A 21,467-nucleotide genomic window follows, 5' to 3' on the forward strand; every position below is an offset into this window, starting at 1 on the left:
GGTTACGTGGGTGGTCGGTTCAGTGGTCGAAGGTGCACGGGCCGGCGGCCGCGTTGATGCAGGTCTGGACGAGCACGCCGCCGGGGTCGGTCTCACCGGCGACGGCGGTGGTCAGGTCGCCGCTGCGCAGGTCGCGCACGGCGCCCTCCCTGAGCGGGAGCACGCAGCTGTAGCAGACGCCCATCCGGCAGCCCGACGGCATCAGCACGCCGGCCTCCTCAGCGGCCACCAGGATCGGGGTGGTGCCGTCGGCCTCGACGACGGTGCCGCTGCGGCCGAAGGTGACCTCGCCGCCCTCACCGGCGACCAGGGTGCTCACCCGGAACTGCTCGGTGTAGAGCGGCAGGCCTGCCCGGGCGTGGTGGTCCTCGAGCGCATCGAGGAGGCCACCGGGCCCGCAGGCATAGGTGGTCCTGTCCGCGATGTCGGGCACGAGCGTCGCGAGGTCCGCGACGTCGAGGACGCCGTGCTCGTCGTCGTACCGGGCGACGAGGCGGATGGCCCCGGCCGCGTCGAGCGCCTTGAGGTCGGACAGGAAGATCGAGTCGGGCTCTCGGGGAGCGACGTGCACGACGACGATGTCGAGGCCCCGGCCGCGGTCGTCGAGCGACCTTCGGCGGTTGAGCCTGTCGAGACCCAGCACCCCTTCGTCGGTGGACGGGTACAGGTTGCGCAGCATCCCGATGACCGGCGTGACGCCGGAGCCGGCGGTGACGAAGAGCAGCCTGGCCGTGTCGAGATCGGCCAGCACGAAGTCCCCGGTCGCCTGCTCGAGGTGGACCAGCGTGCCCGGACGCGTCCGGTGGACGAGGTGGCTGCTGACCTTGCCGTCGGGCACGGCCTTGACCGTGATCGAGATGTTGCGGTCCCGGCGCGGCCCGTGGGTCAGCGAGTAGGCGCGCCACTCGCGGACGCCGTCGACGTCGACCCCGACGCGGACGTACTGGCCGGGCACGTGGCCGGCCCAGTCGGCGCCGGGCCTGATCACCAGCGTGGCGGCGTCGCGGGTCTCCGGGATGACCTCGACGACCCGGCCGCGCAGCTCTGCGCCGCGGCGCAGCGGGCTGAACAGGTCGAGGTAGTCGTCGGGCAGCAGCGGCGTGGTCGCCGAACCGGCGAGCCGGCCCAGCTCAGCACCGAGCCGGCGCAACGGGCGCGACGCACGCGACGGGGCGATCGTGTCGGTCATGGTCCCAGTTTTGCGGCTCTCGATGGCAAAGACCTGACCCCTGTACGTGAATCCATCGGCTAGTTTTGTACTCTCCGAACAAAGGGCACCGATGGCACCGCACCGTCAGAAGATGGCTCTCCGGCTCCCCGGCGAGGTGGTCGAGGTGATGCGCCGCGACGTCACCGGGGTCGCCGAGCAGGTGGTCTCCGCGGTGATCAACGAGGTGCCCAGCTACAGCGACCCGTTCCGTGGCCAGATGGGGCGCAACATCGAGATCGCGGTGAAGACGGCGCTCGAGGGCTTCCTCGACCTCGCCGCACGACGTGAGGGCATCGACGCCGGGGACCAGATCGAGGCGGTGCTCGACGCGGCGTACGCGCTGGGCCGCGGGGAGGCACGCAGCGGCCGGAGCATGGACGCTCTCGCGCGGGCGTACCGCGTCGGCGCCCGCGTCGCATGGCGCGAGATGAGCGGGGCGGCCGTCGGGGCCGGCCTGTCGGCCACGACCACCGCCCGTTTCGCCGAGCTGGTCTTCGCCTACATCGACGAGCTCTCCGACGCCAGCGTCACCGGGCACGCCGACGAGCTGGCCACGTCCGGACGCCTCCGGCAGCGGCGGCTCGAGCGGCTCGCGGTGCTGCTGCTCGAGGGCGCCGCGGAGGCCGACGTCGTCGGAGCGGCGGAGCGCGCGGACTGGGCGCCGCCGAAGTCGATGGCCGCGGTCGTCCTTCCCGAGGACAGGGTCCGGGCGGTCATCGGCCGGCTCGACCTCCAGACCCTCCAGCTGTCGGAGGACTCACCCAGCGTCGACATCGACAGCGGCCTGACCGTGCTGCTCGTGCCGGTCGGATCGGCGACGGCGCGGAAGGCCCTGCTCCGCGTGCTCAGTGACAGCGGAGCGGTCGTCGGGCCCACCCGCGGGTGGACCGACGTGCGCGCGTCGTACCGGCGCGCGGTCCGCGCCCAGCGCCTCGGCCTGGCCCTCGACACCGAGACCCACCTCGCCGAGCTGGTCCGCACCGCCGACGGCGACGCCCTCGACGACCTCCGCGCTCGGGTGCTCGCCCCGCTCCGCGAGGTCAGGCAAGCCTCTGCCGAGAAGCTGACCGAGACGCTCGCGTCCTGGCTGCGCCACCAGGGCCGGCGCGACGAGGTCGCCGCAGAGCTGTTCGTGCACCCGCAGACCGTGCGCTACCGGATGGGCCAGCTGCGCGACCTGTACGGCGACCGGCTCACCGACCCGGCCTTCGTGCGGCGACGCCACCATCGCGCTGGCCTGACCGGCTCCGGTCGGGCAAGACTGCAACGGTGACGAACACCGCGCGCGAGGAAGTCGCCGAGCTGCTCGACCGGATCCGCGAGGTCGACGCGCAGGTGTGCGCCGTCTCCGACGTGAACCCGCGGGCCCTGGACGAGGCTGCGCAGCTCGACCGGGAGACGGAGGCCGGGCGGCGGCGCGGTCCGCTGCACGGACGGCCCGTCCTGGTGAAGGACAGCATCGACACGGCGGGGCTGGCGACGACCGCCGGCTCCCTCGCCCTCGCCGGTCATCCGCCCGCGGCCGACGCGGCCCTCGTCGGGCGGCTCCGCGAGGCCGGCATGGTCGTCCTGGGCAAGACGAACCTCACCGAGTGGGCGAACATCCGGGGGCCGGGATCCACGTCCGGCTGGAGCGGGTACGGCGGCCTCACCCGCAACCCCTACGCCCTCAACCGCTCGGCCGGCGGCTCGAGCTCGGGCAGCGGTGCCGCGGTCGCAGCGGGGCTCGCACCCTTCGCGATCGGCACCGAGACCGACGGGTCGATCACCTGCCCCGCCGCGTTCAACGGCTGTGTCGGGCTCAAGCCCACCGTCGGCCTGGTGCCGACCGCCGGCGTGGTGCCTATCTCCTGGTCGATGGACGCGCCCGGCCCGATGGCGCGCAGTGTGCGCGACGCCGCCGCGTTGCTCAGCGTGCTGGCCGGCAACGGCACCGACTACGTCGCCCACGCTCGGGAGGACGGGCTGCGTGGCAAGCGGATCGGCGTCGCGCGCGAGCTGTGGGGCTACAGCCCGCCTGCGGACGCAGCGGCGGAGGCGGCCCTCTCGGTGCTGTCGAAGGCAGGTGCGGAGATCATCGAGCGCACCTTGCTACCTGGGTATCCCGATCTCGACTGGAACGACGAGCTGACCGTGATGCTCGCCGAGCTCGGCCCCGGCCTGGCTTCGTACCTCGCAACGCGTTCAGGGGTGCCGAGGACACTCGCGGAGGTCGTGGAGTTCAACCGCGCGCACGCCGACACCGAGCTGCAGTGGTTCGGACAGGACTTCTTCGAGCGTGCGCTGGAGTCGGCCGGACCCGACTCACCCGAGTACGCCGCGGCCCTCGCCACCTGCCTGCGGATCGGCCGCGACGGCACCGACGCGGCCCTGCGCAAGGACCGGCTCGACGCGCTCGTCGCGCCGTCCTCCAGCCCCGCCGTCTCGATCGACCTCGCCAACGGCGACGGCTTTCGCGGCTCCTGCTCCACGCCCAGCGCGCTCGCCGGCTACCCGATCCTCACCGTGCCGTGCGGCCTGGCGCACGGCCTGCCGGTGGCGATCAGCTTCTGGGCGGGCGCCCGCAGCGAGGCGACGCTCGTCGAGATCGGCCACGGCTACGAGCTCGCCCGTGACGCCGACACCGGACCGCTGCCGGAGCCGACGTACCCGGACTTCGTCTAGGTCTCGACAGGCTCAACCACCGGCAGGTGCCTGGACCGCGGCCCCGGCCTCGATGAGCGAGTCGACCTCCGCGATGCCCCAGGCGGTCAGCGCGTCCCGGGTGTGCGCGCCGGGTCCCGGTGCGGGCGGCAGGCCGAGGGTGGCCTCCGTGCGCGAGAAGCGCGGCGCCGGAGCAGGCTGCACCAGACCGTCGTGCTCGACGAAGACGCCCCGCTCCTTGATGTGCGGGTGGTCGATCGCCTCGCTCATCGGGAGGATCGGCGCGACGCACGCATCGGTGCCGTCGAAGACCGCCGACCACTCGGCCTGGGACCTCTCCAGGAACCGCGCAGCGATGATGGCGCGCAGCTCCCCGGCACGGTCGAAGTCGTAGCGGTCCGGCGCGACGTCCCGGATCCCGAGCAGGTCGACGAACGCCTCGTAGAACTGCGGCTCCAGAGCCCCGACCGACATGTGCTTGCCGTCGGCGGTCTCGTAGATGTCGTAGTACGGCGCCCCGCCGTCGAGCAGGTTCGCCGCACGCTCCTCCTTGAACGTGCCGCTCGCGAGGAAGGCTGCGCCCATCGCGTTGAGGCTCGCGGTGCCGTCGACGATCGCGGCGTCCACGACCTGGCCCTGCCCGCTCAGCCTGGCTTCGAGCAGCGCGGCGAGCACGCCGATGACCAGGTACGTCGACCCGCCGCCGAAGTCGCCGACGAGGTTGGTCGGGAACTGCGGCTTCTCCTTGACCTGCCCGAGCCCGAACAGCGTGCCGGTGATCGCGATGTAGTTCATGTCGTGGCCGGCTGTCTTCGCCCACGGGCCGGTCTGGCCCCAGCCGGTCATCCGGCCGTAGACCAGCCGCGGGTTGCGGGCCAGGCACGCGTCCGGCCCGATCCCGATCCGCTCGGTGACACCGGGCCGCATCCCCTCGACGAGCACGTCGGCGTCCTCGACGAGGCGCAGGACGGTCTCGACGGCCTCCGGCTTCTTGAGGTCCAGGGCGACGCTGGGACGGCCGCGATTGAGCAGGTCGTGCGACCCGCCGGTGAGCATCTGCCCGCCCGGCCGCTCGATGCGGATCACGTCGGCGCCCAGGTCCGCGAGCAGCATGCACGCGTGTGGCCCCGGGCCGATGCCGGCGATCTCCACGACCTTGACGCCCCGGAGCGGTCCGGTGCCCTGTCCCAGCTGATAGGTCATGACCCGGGATCATGACAGATTCACTGTCACGATCCCGCGGCTGTCCGGCGCAGGCGGATCAGGGCCCGAAGGGCGGCGGGCCCACGATCTCGATCGCCCCGGTGGCCAGTGCCGCCTGCCTGATCCTGTCGAAGTCCACGGCGACCGGCGAGCTGCCGGCCGTCGCCGGCTCGCTGGCCATCCGGTAGAACGCCTCGTCGGTGCCGGGCGTCTGGAGGATCAGCATCCGCAGGTCGGCCGAGGTGACCATGAACGCGTGCGGGAGCCCGCGCGGCACCACGGCGATGCCGCCGGTGGCGAGCGGGCGCTTCGTGCCGTCGAGGTCGAGCACGATCTCGCCGTCGACCACGTAGAACGTCTCGTGCGCAGCCGGGTGGATGTGCAGCGGCGTCACCTTCCCGGCCTCGCCGGAGAACTCCGTGAGGAAGAACTCGCCCCCGGTCTCGTCCGGGGTGGCGAGCCAGGTCAGCTTGCCGCCCCCGTAGAACCAGCGCGCCTCGCCTGTGCCGCTGTCCCGCACCGTCGCCGTCAAGGTCTCCACGATGATCTCCGTTCTCCGCCTTCATGGGACTGATGTCCCATGAAGAAACTACGGTACCGTGAGTGCCGTGTCAACGGCGTACGAGGACTCCGGCCGGACCCGGCAGAAGCAGCGCACCCGCAGCGACCTGATCGCTGCGGCCCGAGAGCTCATCGCGCGCGGAGGCCGGGCGCCGACCGTCGAGGAGACCGCGGCTGCGGCGTCGATCTCGCGCACGACCGCCTATCGGTACTTCCGCAGCCAGGAGGAGCTCCTGGTCGCGGCGCACCCCGAGGTCGATCGCGCGACCTGGCTGCCGCCCGGCATCGGGGACGACCCGGAGGTGCGACTCCTCGCGGTCGCCCGCGGGTTCCTCGACATGGTGGTGCAGACCGAGGCACAGCAGCGCACCATGCTGCGGCTCTCGCTGGAGAAGGCCGACGAGCCGCGGGACCTGCCGCTGCGCAAGGGTCGGGCGATCGGCTGGTTCGAGGAGGCCCTCGCGCCGGCCACGCTCGAGCTGTCCCCGGCCGGCGTCCGTCGGCTCGCTGTCGCCGTGCGCAGTGCGGTCGGCATCGAGTCGCTCGTCTGGCTCGTCGACGTCGCCGGCCTGACCCGTGACGAGGCCACCGAGCTGATGCTGTCGTCGGCTCGCGCCCTGGTGCGCGACGCGCTCAGTGCATCGAGTGGACCACCGCGTGCCCGCGGCCGCGGCCGATCATCCAGCGGTTGACGGGCACGGTGACCGCGAACGCGATCGCCAGCGACGCGACCAGGCTCGTCCAGAACAGCACGTCGGCGAGGCCGGCGGCCATCGCGCCCGGGACGACGACGATGAACGCGTTGTCGATCAGCTCCATCACCAGGATCGACACGGTGTCGGCGGCGATCGCCACCTTGATCGCGTCGGCGAACGTCAGCCCGTGGCGGCGTACCGAGGTGAAGGTGAGCAGGTAGCCGAAGAAGAAGGCGAGCACGACCGCCAGCGCGATGCTGGGCAGGTTGTCCCAGCCCCACCACGTCGCCAGCACCATGCCGAGCACCTCGCCGATCGCACAGCCGGTCAGGCAGTGCAGGGTGGCCGAGATGGCGGTCTGCCAGGACGAGTCGTGGCCCGTTGCGGTCGCGTGGTCGTGGGTGCTCTCACTGTGGTGTCCGGAGTGGTCCATGCCGCGAAACATATACCCCCTGGGGGTATGTGGCAAGTGAACGGCATCACGTATGCAACTAGTTGCACATGCGCGGTCGTTCCGGGCACAGTGGACGCGTGGCCCTCGAACACGCCCTGCTCGTCTCGCTGCGCGAGCGCCCTGCTGCCGGCCTGGAGCTCGCGCGCAGGTTCGACCGGTCGATCGGGTTCTTCTGGACCGCCACCCACCAGCAGATCTACAAGGTGCTCCGCCGGATGGAGGACGACGGCTGGGTGACGGCCCGGGTGATCGGGCAGTCCGGACGACCCGAGAAGCGCGAGTACTCGGTCACCGACCTCGGCGCCAAGGCGCTCACCGAGTGGATCGCCACGACGACTCCGCGGCCCGGCTTCCGCAGCGAGATCGCGGTGAAGATGCGCGGCGCGTCGTACGGCGACCGGCCCGCGCTCCTCGCGGACATCGCCGAGCTCGTCGGCGACCACCGCACCCGGCTCGCGCACTACGAGTCGTTGGCGGAGCGCGACTACCCCGAGCCGCACGAGCTCACCGGGCACGACCTGGACACCTACCTGGTGCTGCGCGGCGGCATCCTCCAGGAGACCTTCTGGATCTCCTGGCTCACCGAGTACCTGGAGGCCCACGCATGACCCGCACCGGCAATCTCAAGTACGGCCACCTGCTGGAGCCGGTCACCATCGGCGACCTCACGCTGCGCAACCGGGCCGTGATGGGGTCCATGCACACCGGTCTCGAAGACCGTTTCTGGGACCTCCCGAAGCTCGCGGCGTACTTCGCCGAACGCGCCCGCGGCGGGGTCGGCCTGATCATCACCGGGGGCTACGCGCCCAACCGGCGCGGCTGGCTCAAGCCGCTCGCGAGCGAGCTGTCGAACCGGCTGCAGGCCGAGCGCCACAAGCAGGTCACCGAGGCCGTCCACGCCGAGGGTGGCGCGATCGCGCTCCAGGTGCTGCACGCCGGCCGCTACGCCTACCACCCGTTCTCCGTCTCGGCGTCCTCGACGAAGGCGCCGATCAACCCGTTCAAGGCGAGCGCGCTGTCGAGCCGGGGCGTGGACCGGACCGTGTCGGACTTCGCGCGCACGGCCGGGCTCGCCCAGCGCGCGGGGTACGACGGCGTCGAGATCATGGGGTCCGAGGGGTACCTGATCAACCAGTTCCTGGCCGCGCGCACCAACCACCGCGCAGACGCGTGGGGCGGGTCGGCCGAGAAGCGGATGCGATTCCCGGTCGAGATCGTCCGGCGCACGCGCGAGGTCGTCGGCGACGGGTTCCCCATCATCTACCGGCTCTCACTGCTCGACCTCGTCGAGGGCGGCCAGACCTGGGACGAGGTGGTCACGCTCGCGCACCTCGTCGAGGAGGCCGGCGCGACCGTCATCAACACCGGCATCGGCTGGCACGAGGCGCGGGTCCCGACGATCATCACCCAGGTGCCGCGCGGCGCGTGGACCTGGACCACGGCACGGCTCCGGAAGGAGGTCGGCGTCCCGGTCTGCGCGTCGAACCGGATCAACACCCCGGAGCTGGCCGAGCGGCTGATCGCCGACGGGACCGCCGACCTGGTCTCGATGGCGCGCCCGCTGCTGGCCGACCCGGAGTTCGTGAACAAGGCCGCGGCCGAGCGCGAGGACGAGATCATCACGTGCATCGCCTGCAACCAGGCCTGCCTCGACCACGCCTTCGTGAACCGGTCGGCCTCCTGCATGCTCAACCCGCGGGCGGGCCGGGAGACCCAGCTGGTGCTCACGCCGGTGATGCGGCCCCGCTCGGTGGCGGTGGTCGGTGGCGGACCCGCCGGCCTCAGCGCCGCTGTGTCGTTCGCGGAGCGCGGTGACCGGGTCACGCTGTTCGAGAAGGCAGCTGAGCTCGGCGGACAGTTCCGGCTGGCCATGCAGATCCCCGGCAAGGAGGAGTTCTCCGAGGCGCTGCGCTACTTCCGGCGCCGGCTCGAGGTCCTCGGCGTCGACGTGCGGCTCGGCACGACGGCCACCGTTTCGACGCTGGCCGGCTTCGACGAGGTCGTCGTCGCGACCGGGGTCGAGCCCAGGATGCCGGCGATCCCGGGCATCGACCACCCCACGGTGGTCTCGTACGCCGAACTGCTCGACGGGACCGCCACCGCCGGACGTCGCGTCGCGGTGATCGGCGCCGGCGGCATCGGCGTGGACGTCGCACACTTCCTCACCCACGACCCGTCCGAGACGACCGACGACTGGCTCGCGCACTGGGGTGTCGGCGACCCTGCGCTGCACGCCGGCGGACTCACCGAGCCCGAGCCGCGCGACCCGGTCCGCGAGGTCACCCTCGTGCAGCGGAAGACGTCGATGATCGGCAAGGGCCTGGGGAAGACGTCCGGCTGGGCGCACCGGGCGGTGCTCAAGCAGGCCGGCGTCGAGCAGGTCAGCGGCGCGGCGTACGACCTCATCGACGACCGTGGGCTGCACCTGACCGTCGACGGTCGGCCACGCCTGCTCGAGGTCGACACCGTCGTGGTCTGCGCCGGGCAGGAGTCGGTGCGCAGCCTGTACGACGAGCTGGCCGCCGTCGCCGGGACCAAGGTGAGCGTCATCGGCGGTGCCGACGTGGCCACCGAGCTGGACGCCAAGCGCGCCATCGAGCAGGGCGTCCGCCTGGCCGCCGGCTGAGCGACTTTCTGCCCACTCACGCGGACTTTTCTGCCCACTCGCAGGGTCGTTCCTGCCAACTCGACCTACCGTGGCTGTGTGCTGCGCCTTCGGATCTCGCGCCTGGTGACGGCCGCCGTGGTCGCGACCGTGGTGGCCGGGTGCGGGACCGCTGCGCCCCAGCCCACCGCCGTCCGGCCGCACGCGCCCGTGGCTGCGCCGGCGCACGCGTCGGCTGCTCCGGCGCTCGCGACCGGTTCCAGCGCATGGGTGTCGGTCGCGGTCGCCCGGCTGTGGCAGTCACCTCACTCGCCCTGGTCGGTGGACGCGCCGGCGCTGAGAGCACCGGTGCAGTTCCGCGCGTGGCTGCGAGCGATGTCGCTCTCGCAGCGGCGGGCGCTCGACCTCCGCAGCGACACCGAGGCCCTCATGGGCGACCGAGTGGTCGTCGTACGCCTGCGGCCGCACTGGGCGAAGGTGGTCGTGCCGTCGCAGCCGAGCCAGAAGGATCCGCGCGGCTACCCGGGGTGGGTGCCACGCCGGCAGCTGACTGCGGTCGGACCGGGCAGCCCGGGACAGGTCGCCACCGTCGTCGCGCGGACCGCCTGGCTCCGCAGCGACGACGCCGCGGCTCAGCGGCTGACCGAGATCAGCTTCGGGACCGACCTGCCGGTCGCCGGGACCGCCGCGGGCTACGTGCGGGTCACGGCCCCCGGCGGGGCCGTGCGTCGCCTGGCGAGCTCGGTCGTCGCGGTGCACGCGCCCGGCAGACCTGCGCTCGCCGCGAGCCCGGCCGGCATGACCACGACGGCACGGTCGTTCCTCGGGCTGCCCTACCTCTGGGGTGGACTGTCCGGCTTCGGGATCGACTGCTCCGGGCTGACCTGGCTGGACTACCGCGCGCACGGCATCCGGATCCCGCGCGACGCCCTGCCGCAGTCGCGGGCCGGCCGGCAGGTGACGACGCGGCTCCCGGGCGACCTGTTGTTCTACGCCAGCAACGGACTGGTGCACCACGTGTCGATGTACCTCGGCGACGGCCTGATGATCCACGCGCCGCACACCGGCGACGTCGTACGGATCGCTTCGTTCTCAGCGCCGCCGCTGCGAGCCGAGTACGCCGGCGCGCGACGCTATCTCGACTGACCAGCGCCGGGACATGACGTGAGGACGCCCGGCACGCGTGGTGCGTGCCGGGCGTCCCCGGTGTCGAACAGTCGGTCAGATCGGCAGCGAGTGCAGCGCGTCGCAGAGGTGGACGAGCTGGCCGGACGGGTCCTGCGTGGCGATCTGGTCGCACAGGTCACCGAGCGTGTCGCCGATGATGCCGCCGTCGCTGCTCGGCACACCCGGGAGGCCGGGCAGACCCGGCAGGCCGGGCAGACCGGGCAGGCCCGGGAGGCCGCCGCCCGTGGGCAGGCCGCCACCCATGGCGTCGCAGATCTGGCCGAACTGGCCGCTCGGGTCGAGCGCGGCGAGCTGGCTGCAGACCGCCGTCGGGTCGGAGCTCGGGGCGGATGCGCTGACCTGGCCGAGCAGGTCGCAGAAGGCCGAGGCACCGGAGCTGAAGGAGCCGGTCGGGTCCTGGGCCGCGATCTGGCCCGCGATCGCGTTGCACTGCTCGGTCACCGGGTTCGAAGGGGCCGGTGCCGGTGCGGGAGTGCCGCCGGACGGGGCCGGGGCAGGGGTGCCGTAGACGCAGGCGTAGTAGGCGTTGCGGGCGGCGTTGCGCCGGGCCCGGTCGCGGACGAGGTGCCGCTTGGCCTTCCGGACACCTGCCTTGTTGTGGTGCCGCTTGGCCGCGTGCAGCTGCTTCTTGTCCTTCGTGACGTGCTTCCTGGCCTTCACCAGGGCGGTGTGCTGGGCCGAACACTTCGATGCCGAGCGTGCCGCGTTCGCCGAGCCGGCGAAGGCGGTCAGGCCCAGGCTCAGGGCCAGGGTGACCAGGACCGCCATGGCGACCCGTCCGATTTGCTTGAACACTGGGGTTCTCCCGTTCTGTGGTGGACTGTCATGAAAAACACCGGAATGTCGCGCCCGAGGACATGTGACTCAACGCACGGGAATCGAGGAGGTTACGTCCGGTTTTCCACCATTTTGAGAACTGAAGGCGATTTCGCCCGTTCTGGGGCCGCACAGGGCCCGTTCGGGCCTTTCGGGGGCCGCTCAGGGGTGCTCGGTGTCGTGCTCGTGGTCGCGATGCGACTCCGGCTCCACCTGGAAGGTGGCGTGGTCGATCCCGAAGTGGGCCGCCACGCAGTCGGTGAGGTCGTCGAGGATCTGGCCGACGCCGCGCTCGGCCAGGCTGGCCTCGGTCACTGTCACGTGGGCCGACAGCGCCGGCATCCCGCTGGTGATGGTCCACGCGTGCAGGTCGTGCACGTCGACGACCCCGGCCACGACGCACAGGTGGCCGCGCACCTGGTCGACGTCGACGCCGGGCGGCGCGGCCTCGAGCAGCACGCCCGCGGCCTCGCGCAGCAGGGCCCACGCACGCGGCAGCACCATCGCGGCGATCAGCAGCGAGGCGATCGAGTCCGCCCGGAGGAAGCCGGTGGTCAGCACGAGCAACCCGGCGACGATCGCGAGGACCGAGCCCACCGCGTCGCTGAGCACCTCGAGGTAGGCCCCGCGCATGTTCAGCGAGCTCTCGCGCCTCGACGTGAGCAGCGACAGCGACACGACGTTGGCGACCAGGCCGACCGCCGCAAAGGCGATCAGCTGACCGGCGTCGACGTCGGCCGGGTGGAAGAGGCGACGCGTGCCGGCGTACGCGAGGTAGGCGCAGACCACGAGGAGCACCAGAGCGTTCAGGGCCGCGGCGAAGATCTCGGCGCGGTGGTAGCCGAAGGTGCGCCGCGGGCTCACCGGCCGCGAGGCGATCAGCGAGGCCAGCAGCGCGATCACGATGCCGGCGGCGTCGGTGAGCATGTGCCCGGCATCGGCGAGCAGGGCCAGCGAGCCCGAGAGCCAGGACCCGAGGGCCTCGACCACGACGACGGTGGAGGTGACCAGGAGCACGAGGCCGAGCCGGCGCCGATCGGCGGCCCGCGCGGACGCGTGCCCGTGGCCGTGCCCGTGCCCCGCGTTCATGCGTCCGAAGGTACCTGCGGCACTACGCTGCGGGGCGTGACGCAGACCTTTCTCCCCACGATCACGGGGGTGGTCCTGATGGTGCCGGAGGCGCGGTCCATCGTGCCCACCGCGCACATCACGATCCTCGCTCCGTTCGGCAAGGACCAGGCTCCGACTCCGGGCGAGCTCATCGACGTCGGCCAGTACTTCGCCGACCAGCCGCCTTTCGGCTACGAGCTCACCCAGGTGTGCACGTTCCCCGACGGCACCCGCTACCTGTCCCCGGAGCCCGGCTCGGCCTTCAGCCGGCTGACCCACGGACTGCACCAGCTCTTCCCGGAGTACCCCCCGTACGACGGCAGGTACGACCTGGTCATCCCGCACCTGACCATCCCCGACGACGCGGTCGTCGACCGCCTGCCGATCCAGGCACACGTCCGCGAGGCGACCCTCGTGCACATCGAGGACGGCGTCCTCAGCGAGCTGGAGGCGTTTCCCCTCGGGACGAGCGCCGCATGAGTGAGCTGGAGGCCGCCGGCGTCTGGGTCGCCGACGACCGGCGCACCCTGCTCGAGCCGACCAGCGTCACCGTCGCGACCGGTCAGGTCGTGGTCGTGCACGGCGACCCGGGCCATCGCCACTCGCTGCTCGCGCTCGCCCTCGGCGGTCGGCTCGTCCCGAGCGGCGGCGAGCTGCGCATCGACACCGACCACGAGGCGGCGGGCCTCCAGGCGCAGGTCGCGCTCGTGGACGTGCCCGGCGTGAGCGAGCCCGACGAGGTCAGCGCGCTGACCACGATCGTGGGCGAGGAGCTGGCGATGGCGCGCAAGCCGGCGCGTCGTACCCATGTCGACCACTGGCTGACCAGCAACGGGCTGAGGGCCCATCGTGACGATCGGGTCGAGGACCTCCCTCCGGGCGTGCGCACCGTGGCGATGGCCCGGTTGGCATCGCTGCGGCCGGGCGTCCAGTTCCTCGTGCTCGCGCTCCCGGAGCGGAGCGGGATCGACCCGGGCGCGTGGTCGAGCGAGGCGGCGGCTCTGGCAGGAGCGGGCTTCGGCGTCCTCGCGACGGTCTCGACCGGAGTCGCACGACACCTCGAGCGCGAGCACCCGGAGATCCGGACGGTGCCCTTCGGCAACGCCGTTTTCCACGACCCGGAGGACGACCAATGACGTCGATCAGGATCGCGATCACCGAGCTCCAGCGGCTCACCGCGGGCCGGCTCTCCCGGATCGCGCTGCTGGCGCTGGCGCTGGTGCCGACGCTCTACGGCGGCCTGTACCTGTACGCGAACCACGACCCCTACGGGAACCTCGACCGGGTGCCGGCGGCGCTCGTGGTGCTCGACGAGGGCGGCACGGACCCCTCCGGCAAGCACCTGAATGCGGGTGCGGAGGTCGCGAACGCCCTGCTCGACGAGTCCGCGTTCGACTGGCACGAGGTGAGCGCGACCCGGGCGCGTGACGGCGTCCGGGAGGGCCGCTACGACTTCGCCCTGACCGTGCCCGCGGACTTCACCCGCGCCCTCACCTCGTCCGCGAGGTTCCAGCCGGAGCAGGCACGGCTGACGATGACCACGAACGACGCCAACTCCTACCTCTCCACGACGATCGCCGACACCGTGACCGCGCGGGTGCGCGACGCGATCGCCTCCCGGGTCGGCAGTGCGGCTGCCGAGCAGTTCCTGCTCGGCTTCGGCCGGCTCCGCGGCTCGGTGCAGGAGGCCGCCGACGGAGCGGGCAGCCTCCGCGACGGCCTGACTGCCTCCTCGACGGGGGCCGGCGACCTGGCCTCCGGTGCGCAGGCGCTGAAGCAGGGCAGCGGCGAGCTCGCCGACGGCCTGGCCACCCTGCAGAAGAGCACCGACGCGCTCCCGGAGCAGGCCAGCCGGCTCTCCGACGGGGCGCTCGCGGTCGCCAACGGCAACGCGCAGGTCGCGCAGGTCGGCGACAACCTGCGCGAGTTCGCGGTGGCTGCCCGGAACGCCTACGAGGACCACCGCCTCGACCTGCAGAACCGGATGGTCGCGCTCGGCCTGACCGGCTCCCAGCAGGCGCAGCTGCTGGCGGTCTACGACCAGCTCGCGGGACCGGTCGACGACGCCGAGACCGCGGTCAGCCAGGGCGCCGATCGGCTCGACAGGCTGTCCGCCGGTGCCGTCCGGGTCGCCTCCGGCGCCGCGACCCTCGCACAGGGCATGCCCGCCCTCGCGGCGGGCGTGCGGCAGGCGCGTTCCGGCGCCGACGGCCTCACTGCCGGCGCCACGCGCGTGCACGACGGCGCCGCCGACCTCGACAGCGGCGTCGGCAAGCTGGCGACCGGCAGCTCGACCCTTGCCCAGAGCCTCGCGGACGGCGTCGCGTCGATCCCGGACGTGACCGACACCCAACGCTCGCGGATCGCCCGCACGATCGGTGACCCCGTCGGGATCAGGGACGTCTCCGACGCGAAGGCAGGTTCGTACGGCGCCGGCCTCGCGCCGTTCTTCATGGCGCTCGCCGCATGGATCGGCGGCTACGTGCTCTTCCTGCTCGTCCGCCCGCTCTCGCGCCGGGCGATGGCGGCCAACCAGACGCCGGTCCGGGTCGCGCTCGGCGGCTGGCTGACGCCGGCGGTGGTCGGCGTCGTCCAGATGGTCGCGCTGCTGACGGTCGTCGCCGTCGCCGTCCGGATCGTGCCGGAGAACCTGCCCGGCACGCTGCTGTTCCTGCTGTTGATGTCGGCGACCTTCGTCGCGATCGTGCACGCCCTGAACGCGTGGCTGGGCGCAGCCGGGCAGTTCCTCGGCCTGGTGCTGATGGTGCTGCAGCTGGTCACCGCGGGCGGGACCTTCCCGTGGCAGACCATCCCCTCGCCGCTGCACTGGCTGCACCACGTCCTGCCGATGAGCTATGCGGTCGACGGGCTCCGCCAGCTCATGTACGGCGGGCTGTCCACGCTGGTGCTGCGCGACGCGCTGGTCCTGCTGGCCTGGCTCGCGGTCGCCCTGCTGGTGACGTCCCGGGCAGCGCGCGCGCAGCGGATCTGGACCGTCCAGCGGGTCAAGCCCGAGCTCGCGATCTAGCGCGCCCCGGTGAAGAACGCCCCGAGCACGGCGGCGAGCTCGTCGGGCGCCTCCTCGGCGACGTGGTGGCCGCAGTCGACCGGGTGACCCCGCACGTCATCGGCCCAGCCGCGCCAGATCGCCACCGGGTCGCCGTGCTGCTCCGCGAGGTCGTCGCGCAAAGACCACTCGACGAGGGCCGGGCAGCCGACCCGGCGACCGGCCGACCGGTCCGCCTCCTCGTGCTCCCGGTCGACGGTGACCCCGGCCCGGTAGTCCTCGAGCATGGCGCGCACCACGGCCGGGTCGTGGATCGCCCCGAGCCACTCGGCGTGGGCTTCGGCGCCCATCTGCTCCTGCTTCCCCGGCGCCCAGGCGTGGTACCAGGCCTCGGGGTCGGCGTTGATGACGCGCTCGGGCACCTCCGGCTGGGCGAAGAAGAACCAGTGGTACCAGTCCACGGCGAACTTCACCGTGAGCCGGTCGAGGTGCTCGACGATCGGCAGGCAGTCGAGGAACGCGACCCGGCTCACCCGGTCGGGATGGTCGAGCACGAGGCGCAGGGCCACCGCGCCGCCGCGGTCGTGGCCGGCAAGTGCGAACCGATCGTGCCCGAGGCTGCGCATCACCGCGACCAGGTCACCGGCGACCGCCCGCTTGCTGTGCGCGGTGTGGTCCTCGGTGGGTTCGGGCCCGCGCGACCGGCCGTAGCCACGCAGGTCCGGGCACACGACACTGAACCCCGCCTCGACCAGCTGCGGCGCGACCCGGTGCCAGGTCGCCGAGGTCCGCGGGTGACCGTGGACGAGGAGGACCGGCGGCCCTGTGCCGGCGTACCGGAGGAAGATCGACGCCTCACCGGTGCCGACGTACGCCGTGTCGAAGCCCTCGAACACCGTCGGCGGTTACCCGGCGGCCCTTCTGGGCAAACCCAGCGCCGCCGCCTCAGTCCAGCGACCGGATCCGGTTGACCAGCACCGAGCCCAGGATCGAGACGGCGGCCGCCACCAGGTAGAGCCCGGAGTAGCCGAGGCCCACGGAGAGCACGAGTGCGGCGACGCCCGGAGCCAGCACCTGGGGAAGCGCGTTCGCGATGTTGATGACGCCGAGGTCCTTGGCCCGGTCGTCGGCGGTCGGCAGGACCTGGGTGATCATCGCGAAGTCCACCGCGGTGTAGGTGCCGAACCCGACCGCGAGGATCACCGCTCCGACGATCGCCATCGGCCACGTCGAGGCGAACGCCAGCACGAGAAGCGCTGCCGCGGCGATGAGGCCCGACCAGATCACGAAGGGCTTGCGCCGCCCGATCCGGTCCGACCAGATGCCGCCGGCGACCGCGGTCACGATGGTGATCACGCCGTACAGGGCGGTGAGCACGAAGACGCCGTTCTCGGCCTCGTCGTGGGACAGGTCGATCGCGTCCTTGAGGTAGTAGAGCAGGTAGAGGATCACCAGTGCGTTGCCGAGGTTCATCAGGAAGCGCGTCAGCCAGGCCCAGCCGAAGTCGGGATGCACCCGCGGAGAGATCCACAGCGAACCGACGAACTGCCGCGCCGAGAACGGCCGCCGGGCGCTCGGCGGAAGCGCGAGGTCGCGGGAGTCCAGGCAGTACGGCACGCTGACGATGGCCAGCACGACGGCGATGGTGAGGTAGCCGGCGGCGATGCTGCCGGTCGCCGCGGCGATGCCGGAGCCGGCGACCACTCCCGCGGTCTGCGCGATCGCCAGCCACCCGCCGACGGCGCCCCGCTGGCCCGCCGGGACCTGGTCGGGAACGGTGGCCGTGATCGCCGCGAGCATCGCGTTGAGGGCGGCCTGGGCCAGGGCCCAGGCGAGCACCAGCGACCACACCGACTGGGCCGCGGCGAGGAGCACCATCGAGAGGATCGCGACTCCCAACCCACCGAGCACCCAGGGCAGCCGGCGGCCCATTCGCGCCACGGTGCGGTCCGAGAGCGCGCCGCACAGGGGATTCAGCACCGTCGACACCGCGGCGCCGACGCCGGTCACGAGTGCGAGCACGGCCTCCTTGTGGTCGGGCGAGAACTTCTCGGCCTGCTCGGCGAGCAGCACCTGGATCGGACCGAAGAAGCCGGCCCAGATGCCGATGCTGATCAGGCCCAGCCAGACCACCCAGGCGCGCGCGACCGGACGCGTGGGCTCCTCGAGGGCCTCGACGGGCTCGGTCGCGCTCACCGGCCCGGCCTCACCGGTTGGCCCGCACCGTCTCGGCGTACCAGTCGAACGAGCGCTTCGGCGTACGCCGCTGGGTCTCGTAGTCGACGTGCACGAGGCCGAACCGTTGCGTGTAGCCCTCGGTCCACTCGAAGTTGTCCATCAGCGACCAGCAGTAGTAGCCGCGCACGTCGACGCCCTGCTCGATCGCCGCCGCGACCGCCCGCAGGTGGCCGTCGAGGTAGTCGATGCGCGGCTGGTCGTCCACGACCCCGTCGGCGTCGGGGCCCATCGCGTAGGAGCACCCGCTCTCGGTGATCATCACCGGCGGCAGCGCGGGGTAGCGCTCCTTGAGCTGGACCAGCAGCTCACGCAGCCCGTCGGGGACGACGGGCCAGCCGAAGTCGGTCTTCGGGTAGCCGGTGATCTCGCGCTGGTCGAACGGCATCGGGCTCGCCGGGTCGGCGGGAGCCGCGACGCACATCGGGTTGTAGTAGTTGACTCCGTAGAAGTCGAGCGGCTGCCCGATGATCGCCAGGTCCTCCTCCGCCCCCGTCGAGACCCCCATCGCGTCGGCGAAGCCGTCCGGATAGCGGCCGAGCAGGATCGGATCGGCGAAGATCCGGTTCCACACCGTGTCGAAGAGGTCGGCCGCGGCCCGGTCCTCCTCGGATTCCGACGCCGGCCACATCGGCGCGTGGTTGTTGGCGGTGCCGACCGAGGCGGCACCGGCCGCGCGCAGTGCGCTGACCGCGAGCCCGTGACCGAGCAGCAGGTGGTGGGCCGCCGGGAGCGCGCCGAACATCAGCTCCTTGCCCGGTGCGTGCATGCCGAGTGCGTAGCCCAGGAGCGAGGCCACGTTGGGCTCGTTGACCGGCACCCAGTGCGAGACCCGGTCGGCGAGGAGGTCGGCCACCACGGCGGCGTACTCACCGAAGCGCTCGGCGGTGTCGCGGTCCAGCCAGCCGCCGCCCCCCTGGTTCGATCCGGTCTGCAGCGCCTGCGGCAGGTCCCAGTGGTAGAGCGTGGCCATCGGTGCGACGTCGTGGGCGAGCAGGTCGTCGACCAGCCGGTCGTAGAACGCCAGTCCGGCCTTGTTGACCTCACCGGAGCCGGCCGGCTGGACGCGCGGCCAGGCGATGGAGAACCGGTAGCCCTGCGCACCGAGCCTGGCCATCAGGGCGATGTCCTCGGCGTGGCGGTGGTAGTGGTCGCACGCGACCGCACCGCTGCTGGCGTCGACGATCCGACCGGGTTCCGCGCAGAAGGTGTCCCAGATGCTCGGGCCCCTGCCGTCCTCGCCCGTCGCTCCCTCGATCTGGTACGACGCCGTGCTGGTGCCGAACACGAAGCCGGCAGGCAGGCGCGGGTGTGCGTGTTCGCTCGGGCCCTCTCCCATGGCGCGCATTCTGTCCTAACCACGGGCTGTCAGGATCGGATCGTGACCATCGAGGTACGCCGTGCCGGAGACCGCTTCGCGACCCGGGCCGAGGGGCGCACCGCCTGGCACTCGTTCTCGTTCGGCGCCCACTACGACGCGGGCAACGTCGCGTTCGGCCGGCTGGTCGCGCACAACGACGAGCAGCTGCCGCCGGGCACCGGCTACCCCGACCACCCGCACCGCGACGTGGAGATCGTGACGGTCGTCCTGGACGGAGCGCTTCGGCACACCGACTCCGCCGGGCGCACCGGAGTCCTGGTGCCGGGGGAGGTCGCCCGCACCAGTGCCGGCGCGGGCATCGTGCACGCGGAGATGGGCGAGCCGGGCGTGGCCACCCGGTTCGTGCAGGCCTGGCTCCGCCCCGACGAGCCGGGTGGCCCCGCGTCGTACTCGGTCGCCGAGGTGGGCCGACCGACCGACCTCACCGAGGTCGTAGGTCCTGGCGGCTCGCTCGCCGTCGGCACCATCGGGGCCCGGCTCCACCTCGCCCATCTGGAACCGGGCACGGTCGCGCTTCCGGACGCGCCGCTGCTGCACGTATTCGTGCCGCACGGCTTCGTCGACCTCGGCGAGCGTCGGCTCGAGGGCGGCGACGCCGCCCGCCTCACCGACGAGGGGGGCCGCGACCTCACGGTCGAGGAACCCGCCCTCGTGCTCATCTGGTCCCAGACTCGTTGAGTTGGGGATCCCTGACCACCGAGTTGGGTATCCCTGCCCCGCGGCTGGACAGGAGCTCCCAACTCGACGGGCAGGGACTGCCAACTCGACGATCAGGGGATGAGGACGCCGGGGTTCAGGATCCCGGTGGGGTCGAGGCGCTCCTTGACGGCCCGGAGCATCATCACGCCGACCGGGCCGATCTCCTGGGCCAGCCAGGGCTTGTGGTCGCGGCCGACCGAGTGGTGGTGGGTGATCGAGGCACCGGCGTGCACCATCGCGTCCGACGCCGCCGCCTTGGCCGCCAGCCACTGGGCGATCGGGTCGTCGGACTGACGGGTCGCGACCGTGAAGTACAGCGAAGCACCGGTCTCGTAGACGTGCGAGATGTGGCAGAGCACGAGCGTCGCGTCACCCAGTGAGGCGGTCAGGGCGTCCTTCACGGCCTGGTAGACGTGGTCGAGGTTGGACCAGAACGTGACGGTCTCCAGCGTCTCGACGAGTACGCCGACGTCGAGCAGCGAGTCGCGCAGGTAGGGCCCGTGGAACCGCCCCTCGGCCCACGCGCTTCCGGCCTCCTCACCGAGGCCGGTGCCGCCGAGGCTCTCCAGCAGCGACGAGCAGGCTGCCCGGCGGGCGTCGACCGCGGACCGGGTGCCTTCGTAGCCGGCGATCATCAGGCAGCCGCCTGCCGACTCACCTCCCACCTCGGCGGGCCGGGCCAGGTTGATCGCCGTCTCGGCCTCGTCGGAGAGCCGGATCACCGTGGGCAGCATGCCGTCCTGCGCGAGCGTCCGCATCGCCGTGGCGCCCTCGGTGAAGGAGGCGAACTGCCAGGCGTCGTACACCTTCACGGCGGGCAGGCGGCGCACCCGGACGCGCACCGCCGTCACGACGCCGAGGACGCCCTCCGAGCCCATCACGAGCTCACGCAGGTCGGGGCCGGCCGCATTCGCGGGTGAGCGGCCGAGCTCGAGGGTCCCTTGGGGAGTGGCCATCTGCAGCCCGACGACGAGTGCGTCGAACCTCCCGTAGCCCGCGGACGACTGCCCCGAGGACCGCGTGACCGCGAACCCGCCGATGGTCGCGTACTCGAAGGACTGCGGGAAGTGGCCGAGCGTCAGACCCTCCGCAGCCAGCAACGCCTCGGCCGCCGGGCCGCGCAGGCCGGGCTCGAGGAGGACGGTCATCGACTCGTGGTCGACCTCGAGCAGCCGATCGAAGCGGACCAGGTCCAGCGAGATCACCGCCGTGAAGCCGTCGCGCTCGGCGACCAGGCCGCCGACCACCGACGTGCCGCCACCGAAGGGCACCAGCGCGACGTGGTGACGCACGCACCAGCCGATGACCGCGGCGACCTCGTCGTGGGTGCCCGGCCGCACGACAGCGTCGGGCGAGTCCAGTCCGTCGCCGTGCCGGAGCTGGAGGAGGTCGGGCGTGGACTTGCCGCGGGTGCGGTGCAGCCGGGTCTCGTGGTCGAGGAGCACGTGCTCGGCACCGACGATCTCTGCCAGCTCGGTGACCAGGGCCTCGTCGAGCGGCGCGCTGAGCCGCACGTCCGCGGGGTCCACCGCGGGTGTGTCCCGCGTGCCGAGGAACGCGTCGACCAGTGCGAGCGCGCTCTCGGGGAGCGGCCCCGCCTGCGCGGGATCGCCCCACCGGGCCCAGTGCATCTCTGTCGTCATGTGTTACAGTGTGACAC

20 protein-coding genes are annotated in these 21,467 nt (G+C 72.3%); 10 read left to right on the top strand and 10 right to left on the bottom strand.

All coding sequences use genetic code 11. The features are described from left to right. Positions 1–19: 19 nt before the first annotated feature. Positions 20–1,189 (bottom strand): ferredoxin reductase, encoded by a 1,170-nt coding sequence (locus tag ACVW00_RS20360; RefSeq protein ID WP_457112718.1) that lies wholly within the window; start codon positions 1,187–1,189, stop codon positions 20–22. Between the two features lie 112 nt (positions 1,190–1,301). On the opposite strand from ACVW00_RS20360, the gene ACVW00_RS20365 reads away from it, so the two are divergent. Together ACVW00_RS20365 and ACVW00_RS20370 are read left to right on the top strand one after the other, a co-directional pair. Continuing rightward, on the top strand, positions 1,302–2,483 hold the full coding sequence (locus ACVW00_RS20365) for a PucR family transcriptional regulator (RefSeq protein ID WP_457112719.1): 1,182 nt from the start codon (positions 1,302–1,304) through the stop codon (positions 2,481–2,483). Further along, complete coding sequence (locus ACVW00_RS20370) at positions 2,480–3,874, top strand: amidase (RefSeq protein WP_457112720.1); 1,395 nt, start codon at positions 2,480–2,482, stop codon at positions 3,872–3,874. Before ACVW00_RS20365 ends, ACVW00_RS20370 begins: the two co-directional genes overlap by 4 nt. Positions 3,875–3,886: 12 nt before the next feature. Here the strand turns inward: ACVW00_RS20370 and ACVW00_RS20375 are convergent, their stop codons facing one another. Both ACVW00_RS20375 and ACVW00_RS20380 read right to left on the bottom strand, forming a co-directional pair. Then, complete coding sequence (locus tag ACVW00_RS20375) at positions 3,887–5,056, bottom strand: CaiB/BaiF CoA transferase family protein (RefSeq protein WP_457112721.1); 1,170 nt, start codon at positions 5,054–5,056, stop codon at positions 3,887–3,889. A gap of 58 nt (positions 5,057–5,114) precedes the next feature. After that, positions 5,115–5,597: a cupin domain-containing protein gene (locus ACVW00_RS20380; RefSeq protein WP_457112722.1), complete on the bottom strand. Its 483-nt coding sequence runs from the start codon at positions 5,595–5,597 to the stop codon at positions 5,115–5,117. A gap of 67 nt (positions 5,598–5,664) precedes the next feature. Here ACVW00_RS20380 and ACVW00_RS20385 point away from each other — a divergent pair, with 67 nt between their 5' ends. Continuing rightward, complete coding sequence (locus ACVW00_RS20385; RefSeq protein WP_457112723.1) at positions 5,665–6,309, top strand: TetR/AcrR family transcriptional regulator; 645 nt, start codon at positions 5,665–5,667, stop codon at positions 6,307–6,309. Here ACVW00_RS20385 and ACVW00_RS20390 read toward each other — a convergent pair. Beyond that, complete coding sequence (locus ACVW00_RS20390) at positions 6,251–6,745, bottom strand: DUF4396 domain-containing protein (protein WP_457112724.1); 495 nt, start codon at positions 6,743–6,745, stop codon at positions 6,251–6,253. The genes ACVW00_RS20385 and ACVW00_RS20390 overlap by 59 nt on opposite strands. A 98-nt stretch (positions 6,746–6,843) precedes the next feature. Here ACVW00_RS20390 and ACVW00_RS20395 point away from each other — a divergent pair, with 98 nt between their 5' ends. From ACVW00_RS20395 to ACVW00_RS20405, 3 genes are all read left to right on the top strand, one after another. Next, on the top strand, positions 6,844–7,374 hold the full coding sequence (locus tag ACVW00_RS20395) for a PadR family transcriptional regulator (protein WP_457112725.1): 531 nt from the start codon (positions 6,844–6,846) through the stop codon (positions 7,372–7,374). Then, positions 7,371–9,392: an oxidoreductase gene (locus ACVW00_RS20400; protein ID WP_457112726.1), complete on the top strand. Its 2,022-nt coding sequence runs from the start codon at positions 7,371–7,373 to the stop codon at positions 9,390–9,392. The genes ACVW00_RS20395 and ACVW00_RS20400 overlap by 4 nt, the downstream gene beginning before the upstream one ends. A gap of 78 nt (positions 9,393–9,470) precedes the next feature. Next, a complete protein-coding gene (locus ACVW00_RS20405) occupies positions 9,471–10,517 on the top strand; it encodes a C40 family peptidase (protein WP_457112727.1) in 1,047 nt (348 codons plus the stop codon). A 75-nt stretch (positions 10,518–10,592) separates the two neighbouring features. On the opposite strand, the gene ACVW00_RS20410 is transcribed toward ACVW00_RS20405, so the two are convergent. Further along, on the bottom strand, positions 10,593–11,327 hold the full coding sequence (locus ACVW00_RS20410) for a hypothetical protein (RefSeq protein ID WP_457112728.1): 735 nt from the start codon (positions 11,325–11,327) through the stop codon (positions 10,593–10,595). A 210-nt stretch (positions 11,328–11,537) separates the two neighbouring features. After that, positions 11,538–12,464: a cation diffusion facilitator family transporter gene (locus ACVW00_RS20415; RefSeq protein WP_457112729.1), complete on the bottom strand. Its 927-nt coding sequence runs from the start codon at positions 12,462–12,464 to the stop codon at positions 11,538–11,540. Positions 12,465–12,500: 36 nt separating this feature from the next. Here ACVW00_RS20415 and ACVW00_RS20420 point away from each other — a divergent pair, with 36 nt between their 5' ends. From ACVW00_RS20420 to ACVW00_RS20430, 3 genes are read left to right on the top strand one after another with little or no spacing between them, the layout of a single operon-like run. Next, the gene (locus ACVW00_RS20420) at positions 12,501–12,965 is read left to right on the top strand and encodes a 2'-5' RNA ligase family protein (protein ID WP_457112730.1); all 465 of its coding nucleotides are present in this window, start codon (positions 12,501–12,503) and stop codon (positions 12,963–12,965) included. After that, positions 12,962–13,621 carry a hypothetical protein gene (locus ACVW00_RS20425; RefSeq protein WP_457112731.1) on the top strand — a complete coding sequence of 220 codons (660 nt, stop codon included), beginning with the start codon at positions 12,962–12,964 and terminating at the stop codon, positions 13,619–13,621. The genes ACVW00_RS20420 and ACVW00_RS20425 overlap by 4 nt, the downstream gene beginning before the upstream one ends. Continuing rightward, entirely contained in the window at positions 13,618–15,513 is a 1,896-nt protein-coding gene (locus tag ACVW00_RS20430) for a YhgE/Pip family protein (RefSeq protein ID WP_457112732.1), read from the top strand. The genes ACVW00_RS20425 and ACVW00_RS20430 overlap by 4 nt, the downstream gene beginning before the upstream one ends. Here the strand turns inward: ACVW00_RS20430 and ACVW00_RS20435 are convergent. Genes ACVW00_RS20435 through ACVW00_RS20445 form a run of 3 tightly spaced genes read right to left on the bottom strand, consistent with a single transcriptional unit; the run spans position 15,510 to position 19,066 of the window. Further along, entirely contained in the window at positions 15,510–16,388 is an 879-nt protein-coding gene (locus tag ACVW00_RS20435) for an alpha/beta fold hydrolase (protein ID WP_457112733.1), read from the bottom strand. The genes ACVW00_RS20430 and ACVW00_RS20435 overlap by 4 nt on opposite strands. 49 nt (positions 16,389–16,437) lie before the next feature. Beyond that, positions 16,438–17,688: an MFS transporter gene (locus ACVW00_RS20440; RefSeq protein WP_457112734.1), complete on the bottom strand. Its 1,251-nt coding sequence runs from the start codon at positions 17,686–17,688 to the stop codon at positions 16,438–16,440. 10 nt (positions 17,689–17,698) lie between these two features. Continuing rightward, positions 17,699–19,066: a GH1 family beta-glucosidase gene (locus tag ACVW00_RS20445; protein ID WP_457112735.1), complete on the bottom strand. Its 1,368-nt coding sequence runs from the start codon at positions 19,064–19,066 to the stop codon at positions 17,699–17,701. A gap of 42 nt (positions 19,067–19,108) precedes the next feature. On the opposite strand from ACVW00_RS20445, the gene ACVW00_RS20450 reads away from it, so the two are divergent. Continuing rightward, positions 19,109–19,786, top strand: coding sequence for a pirin family protein (locus tag ACVW00_RS20450; RefSeq protein ID WP_457112736.1), 678 nt, complete (start codon positions 19,109–19,111; stop codon positions 19,784–19,786). Between the two features lie 92 nt (positions 19,787–19,878). Here the strand turns inward: ACVW00_RS20450 and ACVW00_RS20455 are convergent, their stop codons facing one another. After that, positions 19,879–21,450 (bottom strand): FAD-binding oxidoreductase, encoded by a 1,572-nt coding sequence (locus tag ACVW00_RS20455; RefSeq protein WP_457112737.1) that lies wholly within the window; start codon positions 21,448–21,450, stop codon positions 19,879–19,881. Between the last annotated feature and the right edge of the window lie 17 nt (positions 21,451–21,467).

The organism is Marmoricola sp. URHA0025 HA25 (assembly GCF_054059435.1).